17 protein-coding genes are annotated in these 19,772 nt (G+C 72.7%); 14 read left to right on the top strand and 3 right to left on the bottom strand.

Annotation, left to right across the window (positions count from 1 at the left end):
* Positions 1-14 precede the first annotated feature (14 nt).
* Positions 15-434 carry a hypothetical protein gene (locus tag AB0B33_RS16865; protein ID WP_360772780.1) on the top strand — a complete coding sequence of 140 codons (420 nt, stop codon included), beginning with the start codon at positions 15-17 and terminating at the stop codon, positions 432-434.
* Here AB0B33_RS16865 and AB0B33_RS16860 read toward each other — a convergent pair.
* Positions 427-1,398 (bottom strand): neutral zinc metallopeptidase, encoded by a 972-nt coding sequence (locus AB0B33_RS16860; RefSeq protein ID WP_360772232.1) that lies wholly within the window; start codon positions 1,396-1,398, stop codon positions 427-429. The genes AB0B33_RS16865 and AB0B33_RS16860 overlap by 8 nt on opposite strands.
* A 298-nt stretch (positions 1,399-1,696) precedes the next feature.
* Between AB0B33_RS16860 and AB0B33_RS16855 the strand changes: the two genes are divergently transcribed.
* Genes AB0B33_RS16855 through AB0B33_RS16825 form a run of 7 tightly spaced genes read left to right on the top strand, consistent with a single transcriptional unit; the run spans position 1,697 to position 8,667 of the window.
* A complete protein-coding gene (locus tag AB0B33_RS16855) occupies positions 1,697-2,857 on the top strand; it encodes a hypothetical protein (RefSeq protein WP_360772229.1) in 1,161 nt (386 codons plus the stop codon).
* Complete coding sequence (locus AB0B33_RS16850) at positions 2,851-3,483, top strand: DUF4129 domain-containing protein (protein WP_360772226.1); 633 nt, start codon at positions 2,851-2,853, stop codon at positions 3,481-3,483. The genes AB0B33_RS16855 and AB0B33_RS16850 overlap by 7 nt, the downstream gene beginning before the upstream one ends.
* Positions 3,480-4,622: a DUF4350 domain-containing protein gene (locus AB0B33_RS16845; RefSeq protein WP_247014470.1), complete on the top strand. Its 1,143-nt coding sequence runs from the start codon at positions 3,480-3,482 to the stop codon at positions 4,620-4,622. The genes AB0B33_RS16850 and AB0B33_RS16845 overlap by 4 nt, the downstream gene beginning before the upstream one ends.
* Entirely contained in the window at positions 4,619-5,584 is a 966-nt protein-coding gene (locus AB0B33_RS16840; RefSeq protein WP_360772223.1) for a MoxR family ATPase, read from the top strand. Before AB0B33_RS16845 ends, AB0B33_RS16840 begins: the two co-directional genes overlap by 4 nt.
* A gap of 1 nt (position 5,585) precedes the next feature.
* Positions 5,586-6,878 (top strand): DUF58 domain-containing protein, encoded by a 1,293-nt coding sequence (locus tag AB0B33_RS16835; RefSeq protein ID WP_247014468.1) that lies wholly within the window; start codon positions 5,586-5,588, stop codon positions 6,876-6,878.
* Between the two features lie 48 nt (positions 6,879-6,926).
* Positions 6,927-7,682 carry an RICIN domain-containing protein gene (locus AB0B33_RS16830; protein WP_360772220.1) on the top strand — a complete coding sequence of 252 codons (756 nt, stop codon included), beginning with the start codon at positions 6,927-6,929 and terminating at the stop codon, positions 7,680-7,682.
* 34 nt (positions 7,683-7,716) lie between these two features.
* Positions 7,717-8,667, top strand: coding sequence for a hypothetical protein (locus tag AB0B33_RS16825; protein WP_360772217.1), 951 nt, complete (start codon positions 7,717-7,719; stop codon positions 8,665-8,667).
* On the opposite strand, the gene AB0B33_RS16820 is transcribed toward AB0B33_RS16825, so the two are convergent.
* A complete protein-coding gene (locus AB0B33_RS16820) occupies positions 8,664-9,671 on the bottom strand; it encodes a stage II sporulation protein M (RefSeq protein ID WP_360772213.1) in 1,008 nt (335 codons plus the stop codon). The two genes, AB0B33_RS16825 and AB0B33_RS16820, sit on opposite strands and share 4 nt — an antisense overlap.
* Positions 9,672-9,704: 33 nt before the next feature.
* Between AB0B33_RS16820 and AB0B33_RS16815 the strand changes: the two genes are divergently transcribed.
* Entirely contained in the window at positions 9,705-10,622 is a 918-nt protein-coding gene (locus AB0B33_RS16815) for an RDD family protein (protein WP_360772211.1), read from the top strand.
* Positions 10,623-10,666: 44 nt separating this feature from the next.
* On the opposite strand, the gene AB0B33_RS16810 is transcribed toward AB0B33_RS16815, so the two are convergent.
* Positions 10,667-11,728 carry a neutral zinc metallopeptidase gene (locus AB0B33_RS16810; RefSeq protein ID WP_360772208.1) on the bottom strand — a complete coding sequence of 354 codons (1,062 nt, stop codon included), beginning with the start codon at positions 11,726-11,728 and terminating at the stop codon, positions 10,667-10,669.
* A gap of 872 nt (positions 11,729-12,600) precedes the next feature.
* Here AB0B33_RS16810 and AB0B33_RS16805 point away from each other — a divergent pair.
* The 5 genes from AB0B33_RS16805 to nudC are packed head-to-tail and all read left to right on the top strand — an operon-like array spanning position 12,601 to position 19,629.
* Positions 12,601-14,319 (top strand): DUF2207 domain-containing protein, encoded by a 1,719-nt coding sequence (locus tag AB0B33_RS16805; RefSeq protein ID WP_360772777.1) that lies wholly within the window; start codon positions 12,601-12,603, stop codon positions 14,317-14,319.
* A 2-nt stretch (positions 14,320-14,321) separates the two neighbouring features.
* Positions 14,322-15,932 carry a DUF2207 domain-containing protein gene (locus AB0B33_RS16800; RefSeq protein ID WP_360772205.1) on the top strand — a complete coding sequence of 537 codons (1,611 nt, stop codon included), beginning with the start codon at positions 14,322-14,324 and terminating at the stop codon, positions 15,930-15,932.
* 9 nt (positions 15,933-15,941) lie between these two features.
* Positions 15,942-17,234, top strand: a complete 1,293-nt coding sequence (locus AB0B33_RS16795) for a pitrilysin family protein (RefSeq protein ID WP_360772202.1) — start codon at positions 15,942-15,944, stop codon at positions 17,232-17,234.
* On the top strand, positions 17,231-18,610 hold the full coding sequence (locus tag AB0B33_RS16790; RefSeq protein WP_247014460.1) for a pitrilysin family protein: 1,380 nt from the start codon (positions 17,231-17,233) through the stop codon (positions 18,608-18,610). The genes AB0B33_RS16795 and AB0B33_RS16790 overlap by 4 nt, the downstream gene beginning before the upstream one ends.
* A complete protein-coding gene (gene nudC / locus AB0B33_RS16785) occupies positions 18,610-19,629 on the top strand; it encodes an NAD(+) diphosphatase (protein ID WP_360772199.1) in 1,020 nt (339 codons plus the stop codon). The genes AB0B33_RS16790 and nudC overlap by 1 nt, the downstream gene beginning before the upstream one ends.
* The last annotated feature ends 143 nt before the right edge of the window (positions 19,630-19,772 follow it).

Genomic DNA, 19,772 nt, shown 5'->3' with positions numbered 1-19,772 from the left:
TCACGTGGCCCACGGTGGCGATCCCCGCCGCGGCGGGCGTGCTCGTCGTGCTGCTCGCCTGGCTCGCCGGGCCGGGGCTGCTGGGCATCACCAGTGACAGCCTCGGCGCGCCGGTGCAGGCCGAGGTCACCAAGCCCGCGGCGTGCGACAAACCGGATGCCGTCGAGACGGTCAAGTTCACCGTCGCCGGCAAGGCGCACGAAGGCACGCTGAACGGCTGCGGGCACGGGCAGGGCGAGCGCGTCGAGGTCGCCGTCCCGGAGACCTTGCCGGACCAGGGCCCGGTCGCGGTCCACGCGGCCGACACGTCGATCGGTGCTTCGGACGCTCGCCGGCCGCTGGGGCTCGCGCTGCTGGTGTTCGCGTGCTTCGCCGGCGGGATGTTCGGCTACCTGTGGCTGAGCATCCCGCTGCGCCCGAAACCCGCTAGCTGACCTCGGCCGACGGGGCCGCGAACGTGTTGCAGTCGGAGATCCGGTTGCTCGTCGCGCCCGCTCGCCACCACGCCGCGTAGTGCGCGTTCGTGCCGTGGTCGTGGCTGCGGGACGTGTTGTCGCCGCGGGTTTCCTGGTCGTTCCACGCCTTGTTGTACATGTCGCGGCTGATCGTGCCGCCCTGGTCGACGTGCGCGCCCAGGAACATGCCCGAGAAGCACTGGGCCTGCAGTTCCTTGCGGCGGGACATCTCCAGCCCGGCGGGGCTGTTCTGGCCGGCTTCGTAGATCTTCTGCCAGGCCGCGTCCATCAGGCCCGCGACTTCCTGCACGTGGTGGCCGTACTCGTGGGCGAACAGGGCCAGGTAGACGCCGGGGTTGTTGCCGTACTGGTCGGTCTGCAGCCCGCGGAACGGGACGTACAGGTTGTTTTCGCAGTAGTACGCGGCGGTCGCGATGCCGACCTGGATGGTGCCGCACTCGGTTTCGAAGCTCGCGCCGGTCGGGAAGTGCAGGGCCGGCGGCGTGAACGGCAGGTGGTAGGCCTCGAGGAACGGGCCCCACGCCGCGTCCAGGCACTTGCTCGCCGCGGTGAAGAACGCCTCCGCGCCTTCCTGCGTGCTCTGCCAGGCCGGGAGCGTGCACACGCGGTTCTGGAGACCGGCGTTCGGGTCCTGCAGGATCGGGTGGTCGGCCAGCTTGAGGACCTTCTGCGGCCCGGTCGCGCTGGGCGACGGTGTTTCGGACGCCGGCGTCGACGCCGAGGCCGGGGCGCCCGCGCCGCCGGGGGGCAGCGGGGCCGGGCTGTCCTGCGACGACGGCGCGTCCCGGAAGCTGGGGTCGGCCAGCGGCGTCTCGGTGCGGTTGAGCGCGACGATCGCGACCAGGCCGAGCACCAGCACGGCCACCGCGCCCAGGCACACGCCGATCACCGCCGCCGGCGAGCGGCGCTTCGGTGCGGCCATGGTGTGCGGTTGACCCAGCCACGGGAGGTCCGGTTGCGCACCCGGCACCGGCGGCGGCTGAACGGTTCCGCGAGGCGGTACCTGGCCGTGGGGCGGTTGCGTCACTAGGCAGTCCCGAAGGGTCTCGGTACGGACCGGGGGTACCCGATCCCGCGGTTCAGCATATCGGGGGAACGGGCCGTCTCGCACCCGTCCGTGCGCGTGGTGTCACGGCGACCGGACGTCACCCCAGGTCTGGCCGGGTACAACCGCCTCTGAGAGAGTGTCGGCAAGCAGGTACCGCAGGCGAGGGGCTTCGATGACAGACACCGGTGGCGCGTCCGGCGGAGAGGGCGCCGACACGCCGACACCGAGCCAGGGCGTGCCCGCGGCTCAGGCTCCCGGATCGGGTGAGCCGAAGCCGTCAGAAGATCACACCGCGTCACCGGCCACGCCGCCGCGCGGCTGGCAGGCGCCGGACACCCCGCCCGCCCCGCCGACGCCGCCGCCGGGCTGGCAGCAGCAGGCACCCGGGTGGCAGGCGCCGCCGCAGTACGCGCCGCAGCCGCGCTGGAACCCGCACGGGCTCGGCAAGCCGGGCGTGATCGCGCTCCGGCCGCTCAACATCGGCGACATCCTCGACGGCGCGATCACGACGCTCCGCCGCCACCCGCTGCTCGTGCTGGGCATCGGCGCGGTGGTCGCGGTGATCAGCGCCGCCCTGACCTTCGTCGCGCAGAAGTTCCTCTACGCCGACCTCGAGAGCCTGGCTTCGACGGCCGAACTCGGGCCGGGCGCGACCGACGAAGAACTGCGCAACGCCGTCTTCGGCACCTTCGGCGACCTCTTGATCGTGGCGCTGCCGGCGTCGCTCATCTCCGCGCTGCTGATGACGTTCACCACCGGCCTGATGGCCGCGGTCGTGGGCCGCGCCGCGCTGGGCCGCGAGGTCACCTTCGGCGGCGCTTGGCGCGAGGTCCAGCCCCGGCTGCTGCCGCTGCTCGGCGTGGCGTTCGTCTACGCGCTGACCAGCACGATCGGCCTGATGCTGTGCATCGTCCCCGGGGTGCTCGTCTGGGTGTTCTGGGCGCTGGCGTCCCCGGCGCTGGTGCTCGAGCGCGGCACGTTCCGGGAAGCGTTCGCCCGGTCGGTCAAGCTGGTGCGCGGCTCGTTCTGGCGGGTGCTCGGCGTGCTCGTGCTGGCGCGGATCATCGAGTCGTTCTTCGAAAACATCATCCAGCTGCCGTTCGCGCTCGGCACCGGCGTGTTCGACGGCTTCCTCAACCCGGGCAAGGTGTCCGTGCCGGGCACCGGCGAGCTGTTGCTGCAGTCCGCGGGGCAGATCGTCTCCGGCACGATCGCGATCCCGTTCGTCGCGCTGGTCACCGCGATCGTCTACCTCGACCAGCGGATGCGCCGCGAAGGCATGGACATCGAGCTGGCGCGCGCGGCCGGGGTCCAGCCCCCGCAGGCGTGGTGACGCTGTTCTTCACTGACGTCCCGGTCGACATCGACCGGGACTCGGCCCGCCGCGCCGCCGCGGAGGAGCTTTCGGACCCGAAGTACCGCGACGCGCAGCCGGGCTTCCTCCAGCAGGTCGGGCAGTGGCTGGGCGAGCAGGTGGACAAGCTGCTTCGGGGCATGTCGTCGGTGGTCCCGGGCGGCCCCTTCGGGTTGCTGCTGGTCCTCGTGCTGCTGATCGTGCTCGTCGTCGTGGTCCGGCTGCGCACCGGCAAGGTCGCCCGCACCGCCCGCGCCGACCGGGTCGTCTTCGGCGGGCAGCGCAAGAACGCCGCCGACTACCGCCGCTCGGCCGCCGAAGCCGCCGCGGCGGGCCGCTACGACGACGCCGTGCGCGACCGCTTCCGCGCCGTCGTGCGGGCGCTGGAAGAGCGCGCGCTGCTCGACACCCGCTCCGGCCGCACGGCGGACGAGGCCGCGGCGGAAGCCGGTACCCTGCTGCCCAACGTGGCCGACGCGCTGCGCACGGGCGCGCGGCTCTTCGACGACGTCCACTACGGCGGCCGCGAAGGCACCGAAGCGGCGTACCGGAGGCTGACCGAGCTGGACGAGCAGTGCCGCCGTGAGCGGCCGGTCGCGGTATGAGCAGCACCTCGGTCTCGCCGGACGTGCGCCGGATCTGGCGCGGGGCCCGGATCCCGCTCGCCCTCGTCGCCCTGATCTTCGCCGCCGGCGCGCTGCTCCTGCTCGGCCGCGGGGAGCAGACGCACGGCGCGCTCGAACCCGGCTCGTACGAACCCGGCGGCGCCCACGCGCTCGCGAAGCTCCTGCGCGACCAGGGCGTGGACGTCCGGACCGCGCACACGATGGCCGAGGCGGACGAGGTGGCGGGCGAGAACGCGACGCTGCTCGTCACCCAGCCCGACCTGGTGCCCGCGAAGCGGCTCGACGCGCTGCGGGAGCGCTCCGCCGACGTCGTGCTGGTGACGCCGGGAACGCCGACGCTGCACGACTCGCTGCCGCTGGTGCGCCGGGAAGGCGACAGCGACGTCGCCACGCTGAGCCCGCGGTGCACGGTCGCCGCGGCCGTCGCGGCGGGCGACGTCACCCTCGGCGGCACCGGGTACGCGTCCCCGGGCGCGCGATCCTGCTACCCCGGCGAAGACGGCGGCGGCACGCTGCTGCAGCTCGCCGACGCGGGCGGCACGACGACGCTGCTGGGCTCGGCCGCGCCGCTGACCAACTCGCGGCTCGCCGACGAGGGCAACGCGGCGCTGGCGCTGCACCTGCTCGGGACGCACCCGCGGCTGGTCTGGTACCTGCCGTCGGTTTCGGACCCGGGGCTGGACGACACCCGCAAGTCGATCTTCGACCTGATCCCGGCCGGCTGGTACTACGGCGTCGCGCAGGCGGGCATCGCCGTCGCGCTGCTGGCGCTGTGGCGGGCTCGGCGGCTGGGCCCGGTGGTCACCGAGCCGCTGCCGATCGTCGTCCGCGCGGCCGAAACCGCCGAGGGGCGCGCGCGGCTGTACCGGCGGGCGAAGGCGGCCGACCACGCGGGTGAGACGCTGCGGAAGGCGGCGCGGACCCGGCTGCGGACCGCGCTGGGCCTGCCGCGCGACGCCGACCCGGCGGCGCTGGTGGCCTCGGTGGCCGAGCGCACCGGCCGCGCGGCGAACGACGTCGGGGCGGTGCTCTACGGCCCGCCGGTGACCGGCGACGCCGGGCTGGTCCGGCTGGCGGGCGAACTGGACAGGGTGGAACGAGAGGCAGGGCGAACTTGACCAGCGAGAACGCGACCGGGGCCCGTGACGCGCTGATCGCGCTGCGCGCCGAGGTCGGCAAGGCCGTCGTCGGCAACGACGCCGCCGTCACCGGGCTGATCCTGGCCCTGCTGTGCCGGGGGCACGTGCTGCTCGAAGGCGTCCCCGGCGTCGCGAAGACGCTGCTCGTGCGGGCGCTGGCCGCGGCGCTGGACCTGGAGACCAAACGGGTGCAGTTCACGCCGGACCTGATGCCCGGCGACGTCACCGGCTCGATCGTCTACGACGCCCACAGCGGCGAGTTCTCCTTCCGGGAGGGGCCGGTGTTCACGAACCTGCTGCTCGCCGACGAGATCAACCGGACGCCGCCGAAGACGCAGTCGTCGCTGCTGGAGGCCATGGAGGAGCGGCAGGTCTCGCTCGACGGCAAGACGCGGCCGCTGCCGGATCCGTTCATCGTGATCGCCACGCAGAACCCGGTGGAGTACGAGGGCACCTACCCGCTGCCGGAGGCGCAGCTGGACCGGTTCCTGCTCAAGCTGACCATGCCGGCGCCCTCGCGTGAGGACGAGATCGGCATCCTGTGGCGCCACGCGCAGGGCTTCGACCCGCGCAACCTCGCGGCGGCGGGACTTCGCTCGGTGGCCGGCGCGCCGGAACTCGCGGCTGCGCGCGAAGCGGTCGCTCGCGTCACCGTCGGGCCCGAGGTGATCGGGTACGTCGTCGACCTGTGCCGGGCGACGCGGTCGCTGCCGTCGGTGCGCATCGGCGTTTCTCCCCGTGGGGCCACGGCGTTGCTCGCGGTCACCCGGGCCTGGGCGTGGCTGGCGGGGCGCGACTACGCGACCCCGGACGACGTCAAGGCGCTGGCGCGGCCCGCGTTGCGGCACCGCCTCGACGTCCGGCCGGAAGCCGAGCTCGAGGGCGTCACCGCGGACGGCGTGCTGGACCGCGTGCTCGCGTCCGTGCCCGTGCCGCGCTGACATGGCCGTCACCGGGAGGCTCGGGCTGCTGGCGCTCTTCGGCGCGCTGGTGGTCGGGCTGCTGGCGCCGTCGGACGCCGGGCTGCTGGCCGTCGGCGGGGTGCTGCTGGTGCTGGTCGTCGTCGACCTGGTGCTGGCGGGCAGCGTCCGGGCGCTGACGTTTTCGCGCTCCGGCGACACTTCGGTGCGGCTCGGGGAGCCGTGCGAGGTGACGCTGGTGGTCGCCAACCCCGGCGGCCGGACCGTGCGGGGAGCGCTGCGCGACGCGTGGCCACCTTCGGCGGGTGCCTTGGACCGGCACGCGGTGAAGGTCCCGGCGGGGGAGCGACGGGCTTTCGTGACGGCGTTGCGTCCGACGCGGCGCGGTGACCGGACGGCGGCGCGGGTGACGGTCCGGTCGGTGGGGCCGCTGGGCCTGGCCGCGCGGCAGGGTTCGCACGAGGTGCCGTGGACGGTCCGCGTGCTGCCGCCGTTCCACAGCCGCAAGCACCTGCCGTCGCGGCTGGCGCGGCTGCAGCAGCTCGACGGCCGCAACGCGGTGCTGATCCGGGGCCAGGGCACGGAATTCGACTCGCTGCGCGAGTACGTGATCGGCGACGACGTCCGCTCGATCGATTGGCGGGCGACCGCGCGGGCGGCCGACGTCATGGTCCGGACGTGGCGCCCCGAGCGCGACCGGCACGTGGTGCTGGTGCTCGACACGGGCCGCGTTTCGGCCGGCCGTGTGGGCGACGCGCCCCGCCTGGACGCGGCGATGGACGCGGCGTTGCTCCTGGCCGCACTGGCTTCCCGGGCGGGCGACCGCGTCGACCTGCTGGCCTACGACCGCCGGCTGCGGGCCGCGGTGCAGGGCTCGTCGGGGGCGGCGCTGCTGACGTCGCTGGTGAACGCGATGGCGCCGCTGGAGCCGTCGCTGATCGAGACGGACGCGCGCGGGATGGTCGCGGAGGTGCTGCAGCGGACCCGGCGCCGGGCGCTGGTCGTGCTGCTGACCGGCCTCGACGCGGCGCCGCTGGAGGAAGGCCTGTTCCCGGTGCTGAGCTCGCTGACCGCGCGGCACGAGCTGATCGTGGCGTCGGTGGCGGACCCCCGGGTGGCGGAGATGCTGACCGCCCGCGGCGACGCGGAAGCGGTGTACGACGCGGCGGCGGCGTCGCGGACGGTGGCCGAGCGGCAGCGCGTGACCGAGCGGCTGGGGCGGCACGGGGTGAGCGTGGTGGACGCGGTCCCGGAGGAGCTGCCCCCGGCGCTGGCGGACCGTTATCTGGCGCTGAAGGCGGCGGGCCGGCTCTAACGGGTGGCTGCGGTGGTGAACGTCCGTTCGGCCTGTTAAGCCCGAAGCATGTTCAAGCTCATGGCGGTGGCACTGGCACTCGCTTCGGCGCCGGTCTCCGAGGGGACCCCGCTGTACCTCGCCGACGGTGGCGGCAAGCTCTCACTGGCGGTGGTTTCCGGCCGGCCGGTGCTGGCGGACGCGGGGGACGCGGGTGCTGCGTGGACGTACGGTTCGCAGCACCTCACGAATGTCTCAAGTGGACAGTGCTTGACGGCTTCCAGCCCGGTCGACGGGGTCGCGGTGAAGCTGGCCGCGTGCGACGCGGCGGACAAGCACCAGGCGTGGCGGCGGGTCGCTGGGCTGCCGGGTCTGGTGGAGATCGCGAACGTGGCGACGGCGCGGTGTTTGACGGCGGAGAGCGCTTCGGTGGGAGCGCGGCTGTACCAGGAAGTCTGTTCGTTGACGGGCATCGCGAACACGTGGGCCGCGGGCGGGCGGACGTTGGCGATCCTGTCGGGGAACGGTCAGCGGCTGGCTTCGAAGGACCCGGGCGCGCCGTTCGTGGTCCGGGTGATCGGCGAGAACGGCCAACCCGCGGCGGACGTCCCGGTGACGTTCTTCGTGCGGGCGGCGCGTCCGAAGAGCGCGTTGGTGTTCGAGGGAGGTGGGGAGACGGTGACGGTGAAGACGGGCGCGGACGGGTCGGCGTCGAGCCCGAAGGTGGTGCTGACGGAGGTAGGGGAGTTCGAGGCGCGGTTCGCCGGGTCGGCGGGCCTGGAGGACGGATCGTCGATCGCCTTCGAGGGGTCGTGCTTGTGTTGAGTCTCGATTCTTTCGGGGCGGGTACCATGCCGGGGTGAGCGATTCTCCTGATCCTGATCCGGGCAGGCTCTACGATTCACGGCTCAAGGACCTGGAGGATCTGAAAGAAGAGGCGCTGCACGGTCTGCGCGAATCCGATGACCTGCGGGAAATCAAGATCCATTCGATCACGGGCCGGGTCAAGGAGCGGGGCAGCTTCCTGGAGAAGATCGAGCGCAAGAAGTACCGGGATCCGATGGAGGACACCGAAGACCTGGTCGGACTGCGTGTGGTCTGCCTCTTCACCGATGACCTGCCCAAGCTCGCGAAGATCATCCACGACGAGTTCGACGTGCTCGATGTGGAGGACAAAGTCAGCGGCGCGGATGTGGCCTCGTTCGGGTACATGTCCCAGCACTACATCTGTCGGCTACGTCCCGAGTTCCATGGGCGGCGGTATGACCGGATCAAGGGGCGGAAGTTCGAGATCCAGTGCCGGACGTTGCTGATGGATGCGTGGGCGAACCTGTCCCACCACCTGGCGTACAAGGGTGAGAGCAGTATCCCTCAGGACCTGCGCAGGGACTTTCATGCTCTGAGCGGGCTGCTCTATGTGGCGGACAGGCAGTTCCAGTCCCTGCTGAGTGCGGCCAGGAGGTCGCAGGATGAAGCCGTGCAGGACGTGGCGGATGCCTTTCAGGAAGGAGGCGACCGTCCGCTCGACTTGAGTTCGATGCAGGCCTACTTGGACAGGAATCTTCCTGGCCGAATGAAGACGAACCCAGCTCATGTTTCCGAGCTCGTCGAGGAGTTCGCTGCGGTGGGAATCTTGTCGATCCGTCAGCTCGACGAAAAGCTCAGTAAAGGACTCTCCAAGGCTCTTCATGTTGAATCGACCGGATATGATTTCAGTCAGGTAGGTGTAGTGCGAACGGCTGTTCGGGTTTCCGACGAGGGTTATGCTGAGTTCGTTCGAAGGAAGTACCCTTCGGCGGTCGAGCTTTAGCCTGACTCCGGCAGCGCGTCCCCAGCGTCCCGCGCGTCCAGATCGCCCACTTCGCCTTCCTTCGCCGCCCGTCTCCCGAGCGTGAAGACGTAAACCAGGAAAGCCACCTCGGCCACCACGCCGATCCCCACCCGAATCCACGTAGGCCAGCCCGACGGCGTCACGAACGCCTCGATGATGCCCGTCACGAGCAGCACGCACGCCAGTCCGAGCGCGATCACCACCACCGACCGGCCCTGTTCGGCCAGCGCCGCCGACCGTGAACGGCGGCCCGGGTCGATCACCGTCCAGCCGAGTTTCAGGCCCGTGCCCGCCGCCACGAAGACCGCCGTCAGTTCCAGCAGGCCGTGGGGGAGCAGGAGGCCGATCATCACGTCGCCGCGGCCGGCCGCGCTCATCGCGCCGATGATCACGCCCGCGTTCAGGGAATTCAGCCAGAGGCCGCCGATCACCGGGATGCCGAGCGCGATGCCGAGGAACAGGGAGTTCGCCGCCACCAGCGCGTTGTTCGTCCAGACGCGCGCCGCGAACGAGCCCGCCGGGCCCGTCGAGTAGTAGTTCTCCGCTTCGCCGCCGGGCCGGGTCAGCTCGCGCAGCTCGTCCGGGGTGGAGATCGACGCGCGCACGTGGGGATCGCCCGCCACCCACACCGCGATCACCGCCATCACCGCGATCGACACCAGCGCGGCCGGGATCCACCAGCGCCGCGACAGGTACACCGCGGCCGGGAAGCGGCGCGTGAAGAACAGCGCGACCTCGCGCCACGCCGGGTTGTGCGACCCCGAGATCGCCGACCGGCCGCGCGCCACCAGCTCGGAAAGCCGGCCGATCAGCGCCGGGTCGGGCGCGACCGACCGGACGATCGACAAGTGCGTCGCCGTCCGCTGGTAGAGCGTCACCAGCTCGTCGGCCTCGGCGCCGGTCAGCTTGCCGCCGCGCCGGGTCAGCTCGCCGAGCCGGTTCCACTCCGCCGCGTGCGCCGCGACGAAGACGTCCACATCCACGCCGTCACCCTATCCGTCGATACGCTGGGCCGCGTGCACGAGGAATCCGAGCTGGTCACCGGCGAAGCCGTCGTCCTGGACCTGCGCGTCGCCAAGCTCGCCAGCCGGGCGCTGGCGATGGCGCTCGACGTCCTCATCCAGTTCGCGCTGCTGCTGGCCGCGTTCATCGTGCTCACGCTGACGGTGCCGGGCGAGGACGAAGCCCTCGCGGTGACGCTGATCCTGGTCATCGTGGTGCTGATCCTGGTCGGCTACCCGGTGCTGGCCGAGACGCTCTCGCGCGGCCGCTCGCTCGGCAAGATGGCGGTCGGCCTGCGCGTGGTCCGCGTCGACGGCGGCCCGATCCGCTTCCGGCACGCCCTGGTCCGCGGGCTCGCCGGCTTCGTCGTCGACTTCTGGACGCTCGGCCTGTTCGGCGCGGTGGCGGTGATCGTGTCGCTCTGCTCGTCCGACGGTCGCCGGGTGGGCGACTTCCTGGCCGGGACGCTGGTGGTCCGCGAGCGCGTCCCCGAAACGACCGGTCACCCGGCGATGGCGATGCCCCCGGGCCTCGAAGGCTGGGCGGCCCACCTCGACCTGACGCGGCTCCCGGACGACCTCGCCCTGGCGAGCCGCCAGTTCCTGACCCGCTTCGCCCAGCTCCGCCCGGAAGCGGCGCAAGCGCTGGGCTGGGGCCTCGCGCGGCAGGTGAGCGAGGCCTTGGGGACGCCGGTGCCGCCCGGGGTGCCGGCGTGGGCGTTCCTGGCGGCGGTGCTGGCGGAGCGGCGCAACCGCGACCACGCCCGCGCGGTCCAGGCGTACACGGCCCGCGTGCAGGCGGCGCGGGGCCAGGGGTACGGGACGCCGTCCGCCGCGACGGGGCCGGGGTTCGCGCCCGCGCCCGCGTCCTCGGCTGATGCGGACACACCGCCGTCCGGGCTGCCCGCCAACCCGTTCACGCCGCCGAGCTGAGGGTTCAAGCTCGTTCGAACACCGCGCGGAAACCGGTCATCGGCTCAGGAAACGTCTCCCGAGGACGCGAGCCACGTGTTGCACTGCTGGTTGCGGTTGGTCGTCGCGCCGTGCTGCCACCAGGAGATGTTGTGCTTGGCGCTGCCGTGGTCGCGCTTGCCGTTGCGGGCGTAGTCGTCGCCGCGGTCCTGGGCGTTCCAGGCCTCGTTGTAGATCTTCTTGTCGACCGAGCCGCCGGAGACCGACGCCGAGCCGAGGAACATGCCCGAGAAGCACTGCGCCTCGAGTTCCATCCGCCGCGACAGCTCCAGGCCCGCCGCCGAGTCGGCGCCGGCGTCGTAGCGCTGGTTGCCGTACGCCTCCGAGATGCCCGCCATGTTCTGCACGTGGTGGCCGTATTCGTGGGCCAGCATCGACAGGTACGGGCCGGGGTGGTTGCCCCAGACGTCGATCTCGATCCGGTCCATCGGCATGTAGATCGTGTTGTTGCTCGGGCAGTAGAACGGCGTGACGCCGGTGGTCGTGCCCCCGCTGCCGCACGGCGTCGAGGACTCGGAAAGCGACCGCGGCACGGCCAGGTTCGGCGATTCGAACGGCAGGTCGACGCCGCCGAGCATGCGCGACCACATCGCGTCGAGGCAGGTGATGGCGGACTGGAAGAACTTCGTGGCGCTGTTCTGGTCGGTCGCCCAGCGGCTCAGCGAGCACGAGACGTTCTGCAGCCCGTAGTTCGCGCTGCCGAACAGCGGGTTGTTCCCGGTGGCGACCACCGAGCGGGGGCCGGCCGGCGGTTGCGACGTCGGCGTCTCGCGCGCGGAGGTCCGGGTCGTTGCCTCGGTGGTCGAGGACGACGACGTGGTCGTCTCGGTCGTCTCGGTGGTTTCTTCGGTGCTGGTCGGGTAGGTGCTGGAGTACCCGGCGTCGGCGACGTGCCGCGTGTGCCCGCCCCCGATCAGCGCGACGGCGGCGACCAGGCCCCCGGCAACGGCGACGATGGCGAAGATCGCGACGGCGACGATCACCCCGGTGTTGGATTTCTTGGCGGGGTAGGGCGCGAAGCGAGTGCCGTAGGGAGCGTAGGGCGGCGGCGCGGCGTACCCGGGCACGAAGGCGGCCGGAGCGGCGGCGGGCGGCGGAAGCGGACTCCGCGCGGGCGGCGGCGCGGGGTACCCGAAGGGAGGAACTGGACTCGGCCCGGTCGGCGGCCCGTAGGGCGCGGTGCTTTGCGGACGCCCAGGCCCTTGCGGCGGCGGGGGATAGCGCGGCGGTTGACCGGGCGTGCCGGCTGGGCCTTGCTGCGGGTGGCCTGGTGCACCGGCGGCCCGCTGCCCGGGCGTGCCCGGACCCTGCGGGCCTTGCCCGGGTGCGCCGGGGCCCTGCGGGCCTTGCCCGGGTGCGCCTGAGCTCTGCGGGCCTTGCCCGGGTGCGCCGGGGTGGTTGCCGGGATGCTGCGGATGACCTGGCGCGCCGGCTGTTTGCTGCCCAGCCGAGCCGGGGTCCTGCGGGCCCTGTCCGGCTGAGCCGGGGCCCTGCCCAGGTGCGCCGGGGTTGCCGGGATGCTGCGGCGGGTGCTCGGGTCCGGCTGAGCCGGGGCGCTGCCCGGGCGCGCCGGGGTGGTTGCCGGGATGCTGCGGCGGGTGCCCAGGTCCGCCGGGGCCTTGCCGGGGTGCGCTGGGGTCCTGCCCAGGGGCGCCGGGATTGTTGCCGGGGTGCGGCGGCTGCCCAGGCGCGCCACCAGACCCAGGCGCCCCACCCGCTCCCGGCCTCCCCGGCGGCAACGGCCTCGCAGCCGGCGGCGGCAACGGTCGGGCCCCCGGTGGCGGGCGGCGCGGGTCGAACGGACCAGGACCCTGCGGGCCGTGCGTCATCGAGTGGAACCCCCCAAGACTTTTCCCCGTCGGAAGCGGCGTACCTGCGGTGATCTCGCCGTTCCGGGCGTCAGCATAGATCGAGTGCTCTAGGGTGTGGTGCTGTGTCGATGAAATGGGGGGCCACGGCCGCGATCGTCGTCGTGGCCTGGGTACTCGGCGCCGGGAGCGCGGCCGCGCAGAACGCCGGGCCCAGTCTGCCCAACCAGCCGAGTGACCTGGTGCCGAAGCCCCAGGAGCTGAACGGCCAGAACCTCCAGCCACCGGACGGCCCGGTCGCCGACGTCGCCCTCAAGGTCCTGCGCGACGGCTCCCTTTCCGTCACCGAAAAGGTCACCGTCCCCGGCGGCAAGCAGCTCACCTCCCGCGTCCCGCTGCGCGTGCCCGCGAGCGACGACCAGGACCGCGTCTTCGCCGTCCGCGACGTCAAGGCCGAAGGCGCCGCGAGCAGCCAGCTCACCGGTGACCAGCTCGTGCTCACCTTCACCGGGGGCGCCGGCACCGTCACCTACCTCGTCGACGGCGCGATCGCCGACCAGGGTGGCCGTCAGCAGGCGCGGTGGCAGGTCGCGAGCGGCTTCGACACCCCGCTGACCAAGCTCACCGCGTCCTTCCTCGCGCCCTCGCCAGAATTGTCCCCGGTGGACTGCTTCGCCGGCCCCGTCGGCTCGAGCCAGCGCTGCACCCTCGCCGAGCTCGACCACACCGGCGTCGTGCGCCTCGAACAGAACGACGTCCGGCCCGGTGACCGCGTCGACCTGCTCGTCGGGCTGCCCGCCGGCACCGCGCCGGCCACCGCGAAGTTCGCCGACATCGGCCTGCTCGCCAACGCCTTCGCGCTGACCCCGCTGACCGGCGCCGGCTTCGCGGTCCTGCTCGTCCTCCTCGTCGCCGCCGGGATCTTCGTGTGGCGGCGCCGCAAGCAGGACGCCGGTGCGCTGCGCACCGCCACCGGCCCGGTCGAGGTCCTCCTCCGCGACGGCGACCGCGTCTTCTTCGCCAGCCCGGACGGCGTGCTGCCGGGCCAGGTCGGCACGGTCGTCGACGAGACCGTCGACGTCGTCGACATCAGCGCCACCGTGGTCGACCTCGCCGTCCGCAACTACCTCTGGCTGGCCGAAATCCCCGGGCCCCAAGGGCAAGACTGGCAGATCTCCCGCCGCAACCCGCCGGACGAGCACCTCCACGACTTCGAGCGCGCCGTCTACGAAACCCTGCTGCCCGAGGGCACCGACACCGTCCTGGTGTCGCAGCTGCGCGCCCGCGGCGGGCTCGACCTGCGCCGGATCAGCGACGCGATGTACGCCGACGTCGTCACCAAGCGCTGGTTCTCCCGCCGTCCCGGCAGCGCGCGCGGACGGCTGACCTGGCTCGGGGCCGGGATCTTCGCGCTCGGGCTCGCCGCCACCGCGGTCCTCACCTTCACCGTCGGGGACGCGCTGCTCGGCGTCGCCGTCGCGCTGGCCGGGCTCGGCGTCGTCGCGGCGGCCGCGCTGCTGCCGACCCGCACCGCGCGCGGCCGGGCGCTGGCCGGTCAGGTCCGCGGCCTGCTCGACTACCTGCACACCGCCAAGGCCGAGGACATCCCGCCCGCCGACCGCGAGCTGGTGTTCTCCCGGTCGCTGCCCTACGCCGTGGTGCTCGGCGACACCGAACGCTGGCTCGGCGCGTTCGCCGGGCTGAACCCGGCGGCGGACGGCTCGGCCGGGCTGTACTGGTACGGCGGCATGGAAGCCGACCCCGACCTGCGGCGGTTCGGCGCGCACTTCCCGTCGTTCCTGACCGCGCTCGACGGGCTGCTCACCGCGTCCGGCCGCACCGCTCGCTGACCGTGCTCGCCGCGGCCGCGCTCGCGCTCTTCCTCACCGCGGCGCCGGCCGGCCAGCCCCCGCTGCCCACCCTGCCGCAGAGCGCCGAGATCCAGCTCAAGCTGGAGCGCGACGGCTCGCTGTCGGTCGCCGAAGCGATCTCCGTGCCCACCGGCGTCACGATGGACCGCCGGGTCGCGCTGCGCGTCGCCGCGCCCCACCACCGCGACCGGCTCTACCGGGTCCGCGACGTCGTCCTCGAAGGCAGCGGGACGGCGAGCGTCGACCAGGACGCCTTCACCGTCCACCTCACCGCCGGCACCTCGATCGTCCGGTACACAGTGGACGGTGCGGTGGCCGGCGACCGGGTCACCTGGGAGCTGGCCGGCGGCTGGAGCACCGAGCTGAAGTTCCTCCGCGCCTCCTTCGCCGCGCCGAAGATCCCGGCCGCCGTGGACTGCCTCGCCGGGCCGCCGGACTCCGACTTCTCGTGCGGTGCCGCGCAGATCGACCACGCCGGGCTGACCCGGTTCAGCCAGCAGAACCTGGCCGCGGGCGCGCGGATGACGGCGACCGTCGAGCTGCCCGCCGGCACCGTGCCGGCCAACGCCGTCGTGGTCCCGGCCAAGACGATCGCCGGCGCGTTCGTGCTCACCGCCCCGGTCGGCTGGGCCTGGGCCGGCTTCGCCGCGCTCCTGCTGCTGGCCGCCACCCTGGTCTGGGGCGCCCGGCGGCACTTTCACGTGAAAGTGCGGCCCCCAGGTGGGCACTTTCACGTGAAAGTGACGGCGGGGGGCGAGTTCGAGTCGCCGGAAGGTGTGCTGCCGGGCCACGCCGGCCTCCTGCTGCACGGGCGCACCGGGCCCGCCGACGTCGCCGCGACCGTGCTCGACCTCGCCGTCCGCAACTACCTGTGGGTGAGCGCCGAGGACGGCGACTGGCGGCTGACCCGCCGCAACCCGCCCGACGAGCACCTGACCGCCTTCGAACGTGCCGTCTTCGAAGCCGCCGAGGCCGCGGGGACCGTCGCCGAACTGCGCCGGCGTCACCTCGACGTCGACCGCGAACTGCTCGCCGACCTCGTCCGCCGCGGCTGGTTCGCCCCGAACCCCCGGCGCCTCGGCCGGGCGGGGAGCCGGATCGTGGTCTACGGCGTGTTCCTCACCGTGCTGCTGGCGCTGACCGTCGGCTACGCCCAGCTCGGCGTCATCCTCGCCCTGGCCGGGGCCGCCGCCGTCGTGACGTCGGCGGCGCTGCCCGCGCGGCGGCGGGCGGGCACCGACGTGGCCCGGCGCCTGCGCGGCGTCGCCGAAGCGCTGGCGTCGGCCAAGCCGAAGGACCTCACGAAGCCCCAGCGCGAAGTCGTCTTCTCGCGCGGCCTCCCGTACGCGTCAGCTCTGGGCGAACTGGCGCCGTGGGTGGCCGCCTTCGAGGCGCTCCCGCACCCGCCGCCGGTGTACTGGCACGCCGGCGACATCGCCCCTGACCAGGCCGGATCCTTCGCGGCGGCGCTCGCGGGCGCGTTCGCCGGTGCCCGCCGCGCCCACCTCCGCACCCTCGTGAGTGGGAAACAGGGTCAGGACACTGTTTCCCACTCACGAGGCCGGACGCCGCAATCCGCTCCGCCGTCGTAGGGTGGGGCCATGGCCGATCCCGAGCTCGTCCGATACACCCTCGACAACGGTCTGCGGGTGGTTCTCGCCCCCGACGCGACCGCGCCGGTGGTCGGCGTCAGCGTGCACTACGACGTGGGTTTCCGCTCCGAGCCGGAGGGGCGCACCGGTTTCGCGCACCTCTTCGAGCACCTGATGTTCCAGGGCTCCGAAAGCCTCGAGAAGCTCGCGCACTTCCGCCACGTCCAGTCCAGCGGTGGCACGTTCAACGGGTCGACCCACCCGGACTACACCGACTACTTCGAGGTCCTGCCCAGCGCCGCGCTCGAGCGCGCGCTGTTCCTCGAAGCCGACCGGATGCGCGCGCCGAAGCTGACGACGGAGAACCTGGCGAACCAGATCGACGTCGTCAAGGAAGAGATCCGGCTGAACGTGCTGAACCGGCCCTACGGCGGGTTCCCTTGGATCACCCTCCCGCCGGTCCTGTACTCGACGTTCCCCAACGCGCACAACGGTTACGGCGGCTTCGAGGATCTCGAGAGCGCCACGGTCGAGGACTGCGCCGCGTTCTTCGACACCTACTACTCGCCGGCGAACGCCGTGCTCACGGTGGCCGGCGACTTCGAGGTCGGCGCGGCCAAGGAACTGATCGGGAAGCACTTCGGCGACGTCCCGCACCGGCCCGCGCCGGAGCGCCCGTCGTTCGCCGAGCCGCTGCCGACCAGCGAACTGCAGGGCGAGACGATCGACCCGCACGCCCCGCTGCCCGCGCTCGCCGTCGGCTACCGGATGCCGGACCCGATCAACGACGTCGACAGCTACCTGGCCTACCTCGTGCTGGCCGGCGTGCTCACCGACGGCGACGGCTCCCGCCTCCAGCAGCGGCTGGTGCACCGCGAGCCCCTCGTCGTCGACATCGGCGCGGGCGCCGGGCTGTTCGGCCCGTTCGAGGCCCGCGACCCCGACACGTTCACCATCACCCTCATCCACCCGCACGAGGTGCCCCGCGAGCGCGTGCTCGCCGCGCTGGACGACGAGCTCGAGAAACTCGCCGAAACGCCACCGGACGAGCAGGAACTGCGCAAGGTGACGGCCCGCTGGACGGCGAGCCTGCACTCGGAGCACGACCGCCTGGTGTCCCGGACCCTGGCGCTCGGCTCGTTCGAGCTGCTCTACGGCGACGCGTCGCTGGTGTACAAGCTGGCGGACCGGATGTCGGCCGTCACCGCGGAAGCCGTTTCGGCGGCGGCGAAGGCGCTGCGCCCGGACGCGCGCGCCGTGCTGGTGGTCAAGCCCGCTTCGGAAGGGAACAACGAGCAGTGACTTCGGCAACGCACCGCAGCGCGGAGGAGATCGGCCGCACCGCGCAGGGTCCCCGCCCGCTGCCCCCGCTCGGCGCGCAGCGCGCCGCCGCCGACCTGTCCCATGTGGACACCGAGCTGAGCAACGGCCTGCGCGTGGTGGCCGTGCGCAAGGCGACCGTGCCGATGGTCGAGGCGCGGCTGTGGATCCCGTTCGCGGGCGACGACGCGCTGCACCCGGCGACCGCCGAGGTGCTCGCGGAGACGATCCTCACCGGCACCGCCCGGCGCAACCGCATCGAGATCGACGCCGAACTGGCGCTGATCGGCGGCGACATCGGCGCCGGCGTCGACCCGGAACGCCTGGTGCTGACCGGATCCGCGCTCGCCGACAAGTTCCCGACGTTCCTCGACGTGCTCGGCGACGTCCTCACCGGAGCGACGTACGCCGACGACGAGATCGCCCGCGAGAAGGAGCGGCTCGTCGAGCGGATCGCCGTCTCGCGCACGCAGCCGCGCACGATCGCGCGGGAAGCCCTGCAGAAGCACCGCTACGGCGACCACCCGGCCACCCGCGAGGTCCCCAAGGCCGAAGACGTCGCGGTGGTGACACCGGAGCAGGTCCGCGCGCTGCACCAGGCGTCCGTGCTGCCGCGCGGTGCGGTGCTGGTGCTGGTCGGCGACCTCGACCCGGCCACGGTGATCGGTGACCTGGAGAAGGTGCTCGGCGGCTGGGCGTCCGACCGCGCCGCCGTGCGGCTCCCGGCGCTGCCGGACCTGACCGGGCCGAACGTGCTGCTGGTGCCGCGCGCCGGCGCCGTCCAGTCGCAGATCCGGCTTTCGGCGCAGACGGTCCCGCGCACCGACCCGGGTTACGCGGCGCTGCAGCTGGCGAACCTGGCCTACGGCGGGTACTTCTCGTCGCGGCTGGTGGAGAACATCCGCGAGAACAAGGGGTACACCTACTCCGCGCACTCGGGCTTCGAGTTCACCGACGGCACCGCGGTGGTCAACGTCGACGCGGACACCGCGACCGACGCGACCGCCCCGGCGCTGCTGGAGACCCGCTACGAGCTGGGCCGCCTCGGCCAGGTCCCGCCGGCCGGCGACGAGCTGGAATCGGTGCGGCAGTACGCGATCGGCTCGCTGCTGACGTCGACGTCGTCGCAGTCCGGGCTGGCCGGGCAGGTGCTCGCGCTGGCTTCGACCGGGCTGGGACTGGAGTGGCTGAACGAGCACCCGGCGCGGGTGGCCGCGGTGACCGCCGAGGAGGTGGCCGAAGCGGCGCTGAAGTTCTTCGCCCCCAAGCGGTTCACCGGCGTGGTGGTCGGCGACGCGGCGGTGCTGGAGAGCAAGCTCCTCGCGCTCGGCGACGTCGTGGTGGGCGAGCCCGCCTGATGTCCGTTCCGTTCGCACTGGGGGATCCGCCCACCCTCTCCAGGTCCACTGTGGACCGGCAGGAAGGCTTGCGCACCAACCCTTCGCGCTTGCTGTCGCGCTGGCCCGACGCCCGGGTCGTCCTGCTGGACGACGCCGGGCGCACGCCGGTCGTCGAAGGCGCGTCGACGCTGTCGTTCCGCAAGGCGGTCGACTTCGGCTCGTCACCACCGGCGGACGCGGTGTTCCTCGGCGAGTGGCAGGACGTCGACTACTGGTCGCTCCCGGGCGGCCCGTCCGGCGAAGCCGACACGGTGAAGATGGCGGGCAGCTGGGGCTTCGTCGAGGAGGTCCCGCGCGCCGACGGCGAGATCTGGGTCGAGCTGCGCGGTTACGGCGACCTGCTGGACGACACGTCCGCGGGCCTGTTCACGACGGCCCAGGCGCTGCGCTTCTGGCGCCGTCAAGCCAAGTTCTGCACCCGCTGCGGCCACCCGACGGAGCTGATCCAGTTCGGCTGGGCGAGCAAGTGCACCAACGACGGCCGCGAGGAGTACCCGCGCACGGACCCGGCGGTGATCTGCCTGGTCCATTCGCTGGAGGGCACGAACGGCTCGCACGTGCTGCTGGCCCGCCAGCCGATCTGGCCGGCCGGCCGCTATTCGGTGCTGGCCGGTTTCGTGGAGGCGGGGGAGTCCCTGGAAGCCTGCGTGGTCCGGGAGATCAGCGAAGAGGTCGGGGCGACGGTCTCGGACGTGCGGTACCTCGGCAGCCAGCCGTGGCCGTTCCCGCGTTCGATCATGCTGGGCTTCACGGCCCGGGCCGATCGGTCGTTGCCGCTGGTCCCGGCGGACGGCGAGATCGAAGAGGCGCTGTGGGTGTCCCGCGAGGAGGTGCGCGCGGCGTTCGAGAACAGCCAGTTGCGAAACGAGGGCGCCCGCCCGACCCCGATCGCCGGCGGCGCGGCGGAGATCATCCTGCCGGGCAACTCGTCGATCGCCCGCGTGATGCTCAAGGCCTGGGCGGACGCGGAGGAGTGAGTGCGGGGGTGTGCCTGGCCGGTACACCCCCGTTTTTCACCCGATCGCTCGCGGCGACGGGGAACCCCTGTGGCTCAAGTGGCACCAGGGATTTCCGAGGCCGAACCGCCGTCGTCGAGAAATTTGCCGCGGCTCGACCTGAC

The organism is Amycolatopsis sp. NPDC049159 (assembly GCF_040648295.1).
GTDB classification, from domain to species: domain Bacteria; phylum Actinomycetota; class Actinomycetes; order Mycobacteriales; family Pseudonocardiaceae; genus Amycolatopsis; species Amycolatopsis pretoriensis_A.
The sequence above is the reverse complement of the archived record's forward strand: the minus strand, read 5'-3'. Positions and strand labels throughout refer to the sequence as shown.

Bases quoted from the DNA above. Each gene is read 5' to 3' on its own strand.
- AB0B33_RS16860 (WP_360772232.1), bottom strand. From the start codon at position 1,398: ATGGCCGCACCGAAGCGCCGCTCGCCGGCGGCGGTGATCGGCGTGTGC.
- AB0B33_RS16855 (WP_360772229.1), top strand. From the start codon at position 1,697: ATGACAGACACCGGTGGCGCGTCCGGCGGAGAGGGCGCCGACACGCCG.
- AB0B33_RS16845 (WP_247014470.1), top strand. From the start codon at position 3,480: ATGAGCAGCACCTCGGTCTCGCCGGACGTGCGCCGGATCTGGCGCGGG.
- AB0B33_RS16835 (WP_247014468.1), top strand. From the start codon at position 5,586: ATGGCCGTCACCGGGAGGCTCGGGCTGCTGGCGCTCTTCGGCGCGCTG.
- AB0B33_RS16830 (WP_360772220.1), top strand. From the start codon at position 6,927: ATGTTCAAGCTCATGGCGGTGGCACTGGCACTCGCTTCGGCGCCGGTC.
- AB0B33_RS16805 (WP_360772777.1), top strand. From the start codon at position 12,601: ATGAAATGGGGGGCCACGGCCGCGATCGTCGTCGTGGCCTGGGTACTC.
- AB0B33_RS16795 (WP_360772202.1), top strand. From the start codon at position 15,942: ATGGCCGATCCCGAGCTCGTCCGATACACCCTCGACAACGGTCTGCGG.
- nudC (WP_360772199.1), top strand. From the start codon at position 18,610: ATGTCCGTTCCGTTCGCACTGGGGGATCCGCCCACCCTCTCCAGGTCC.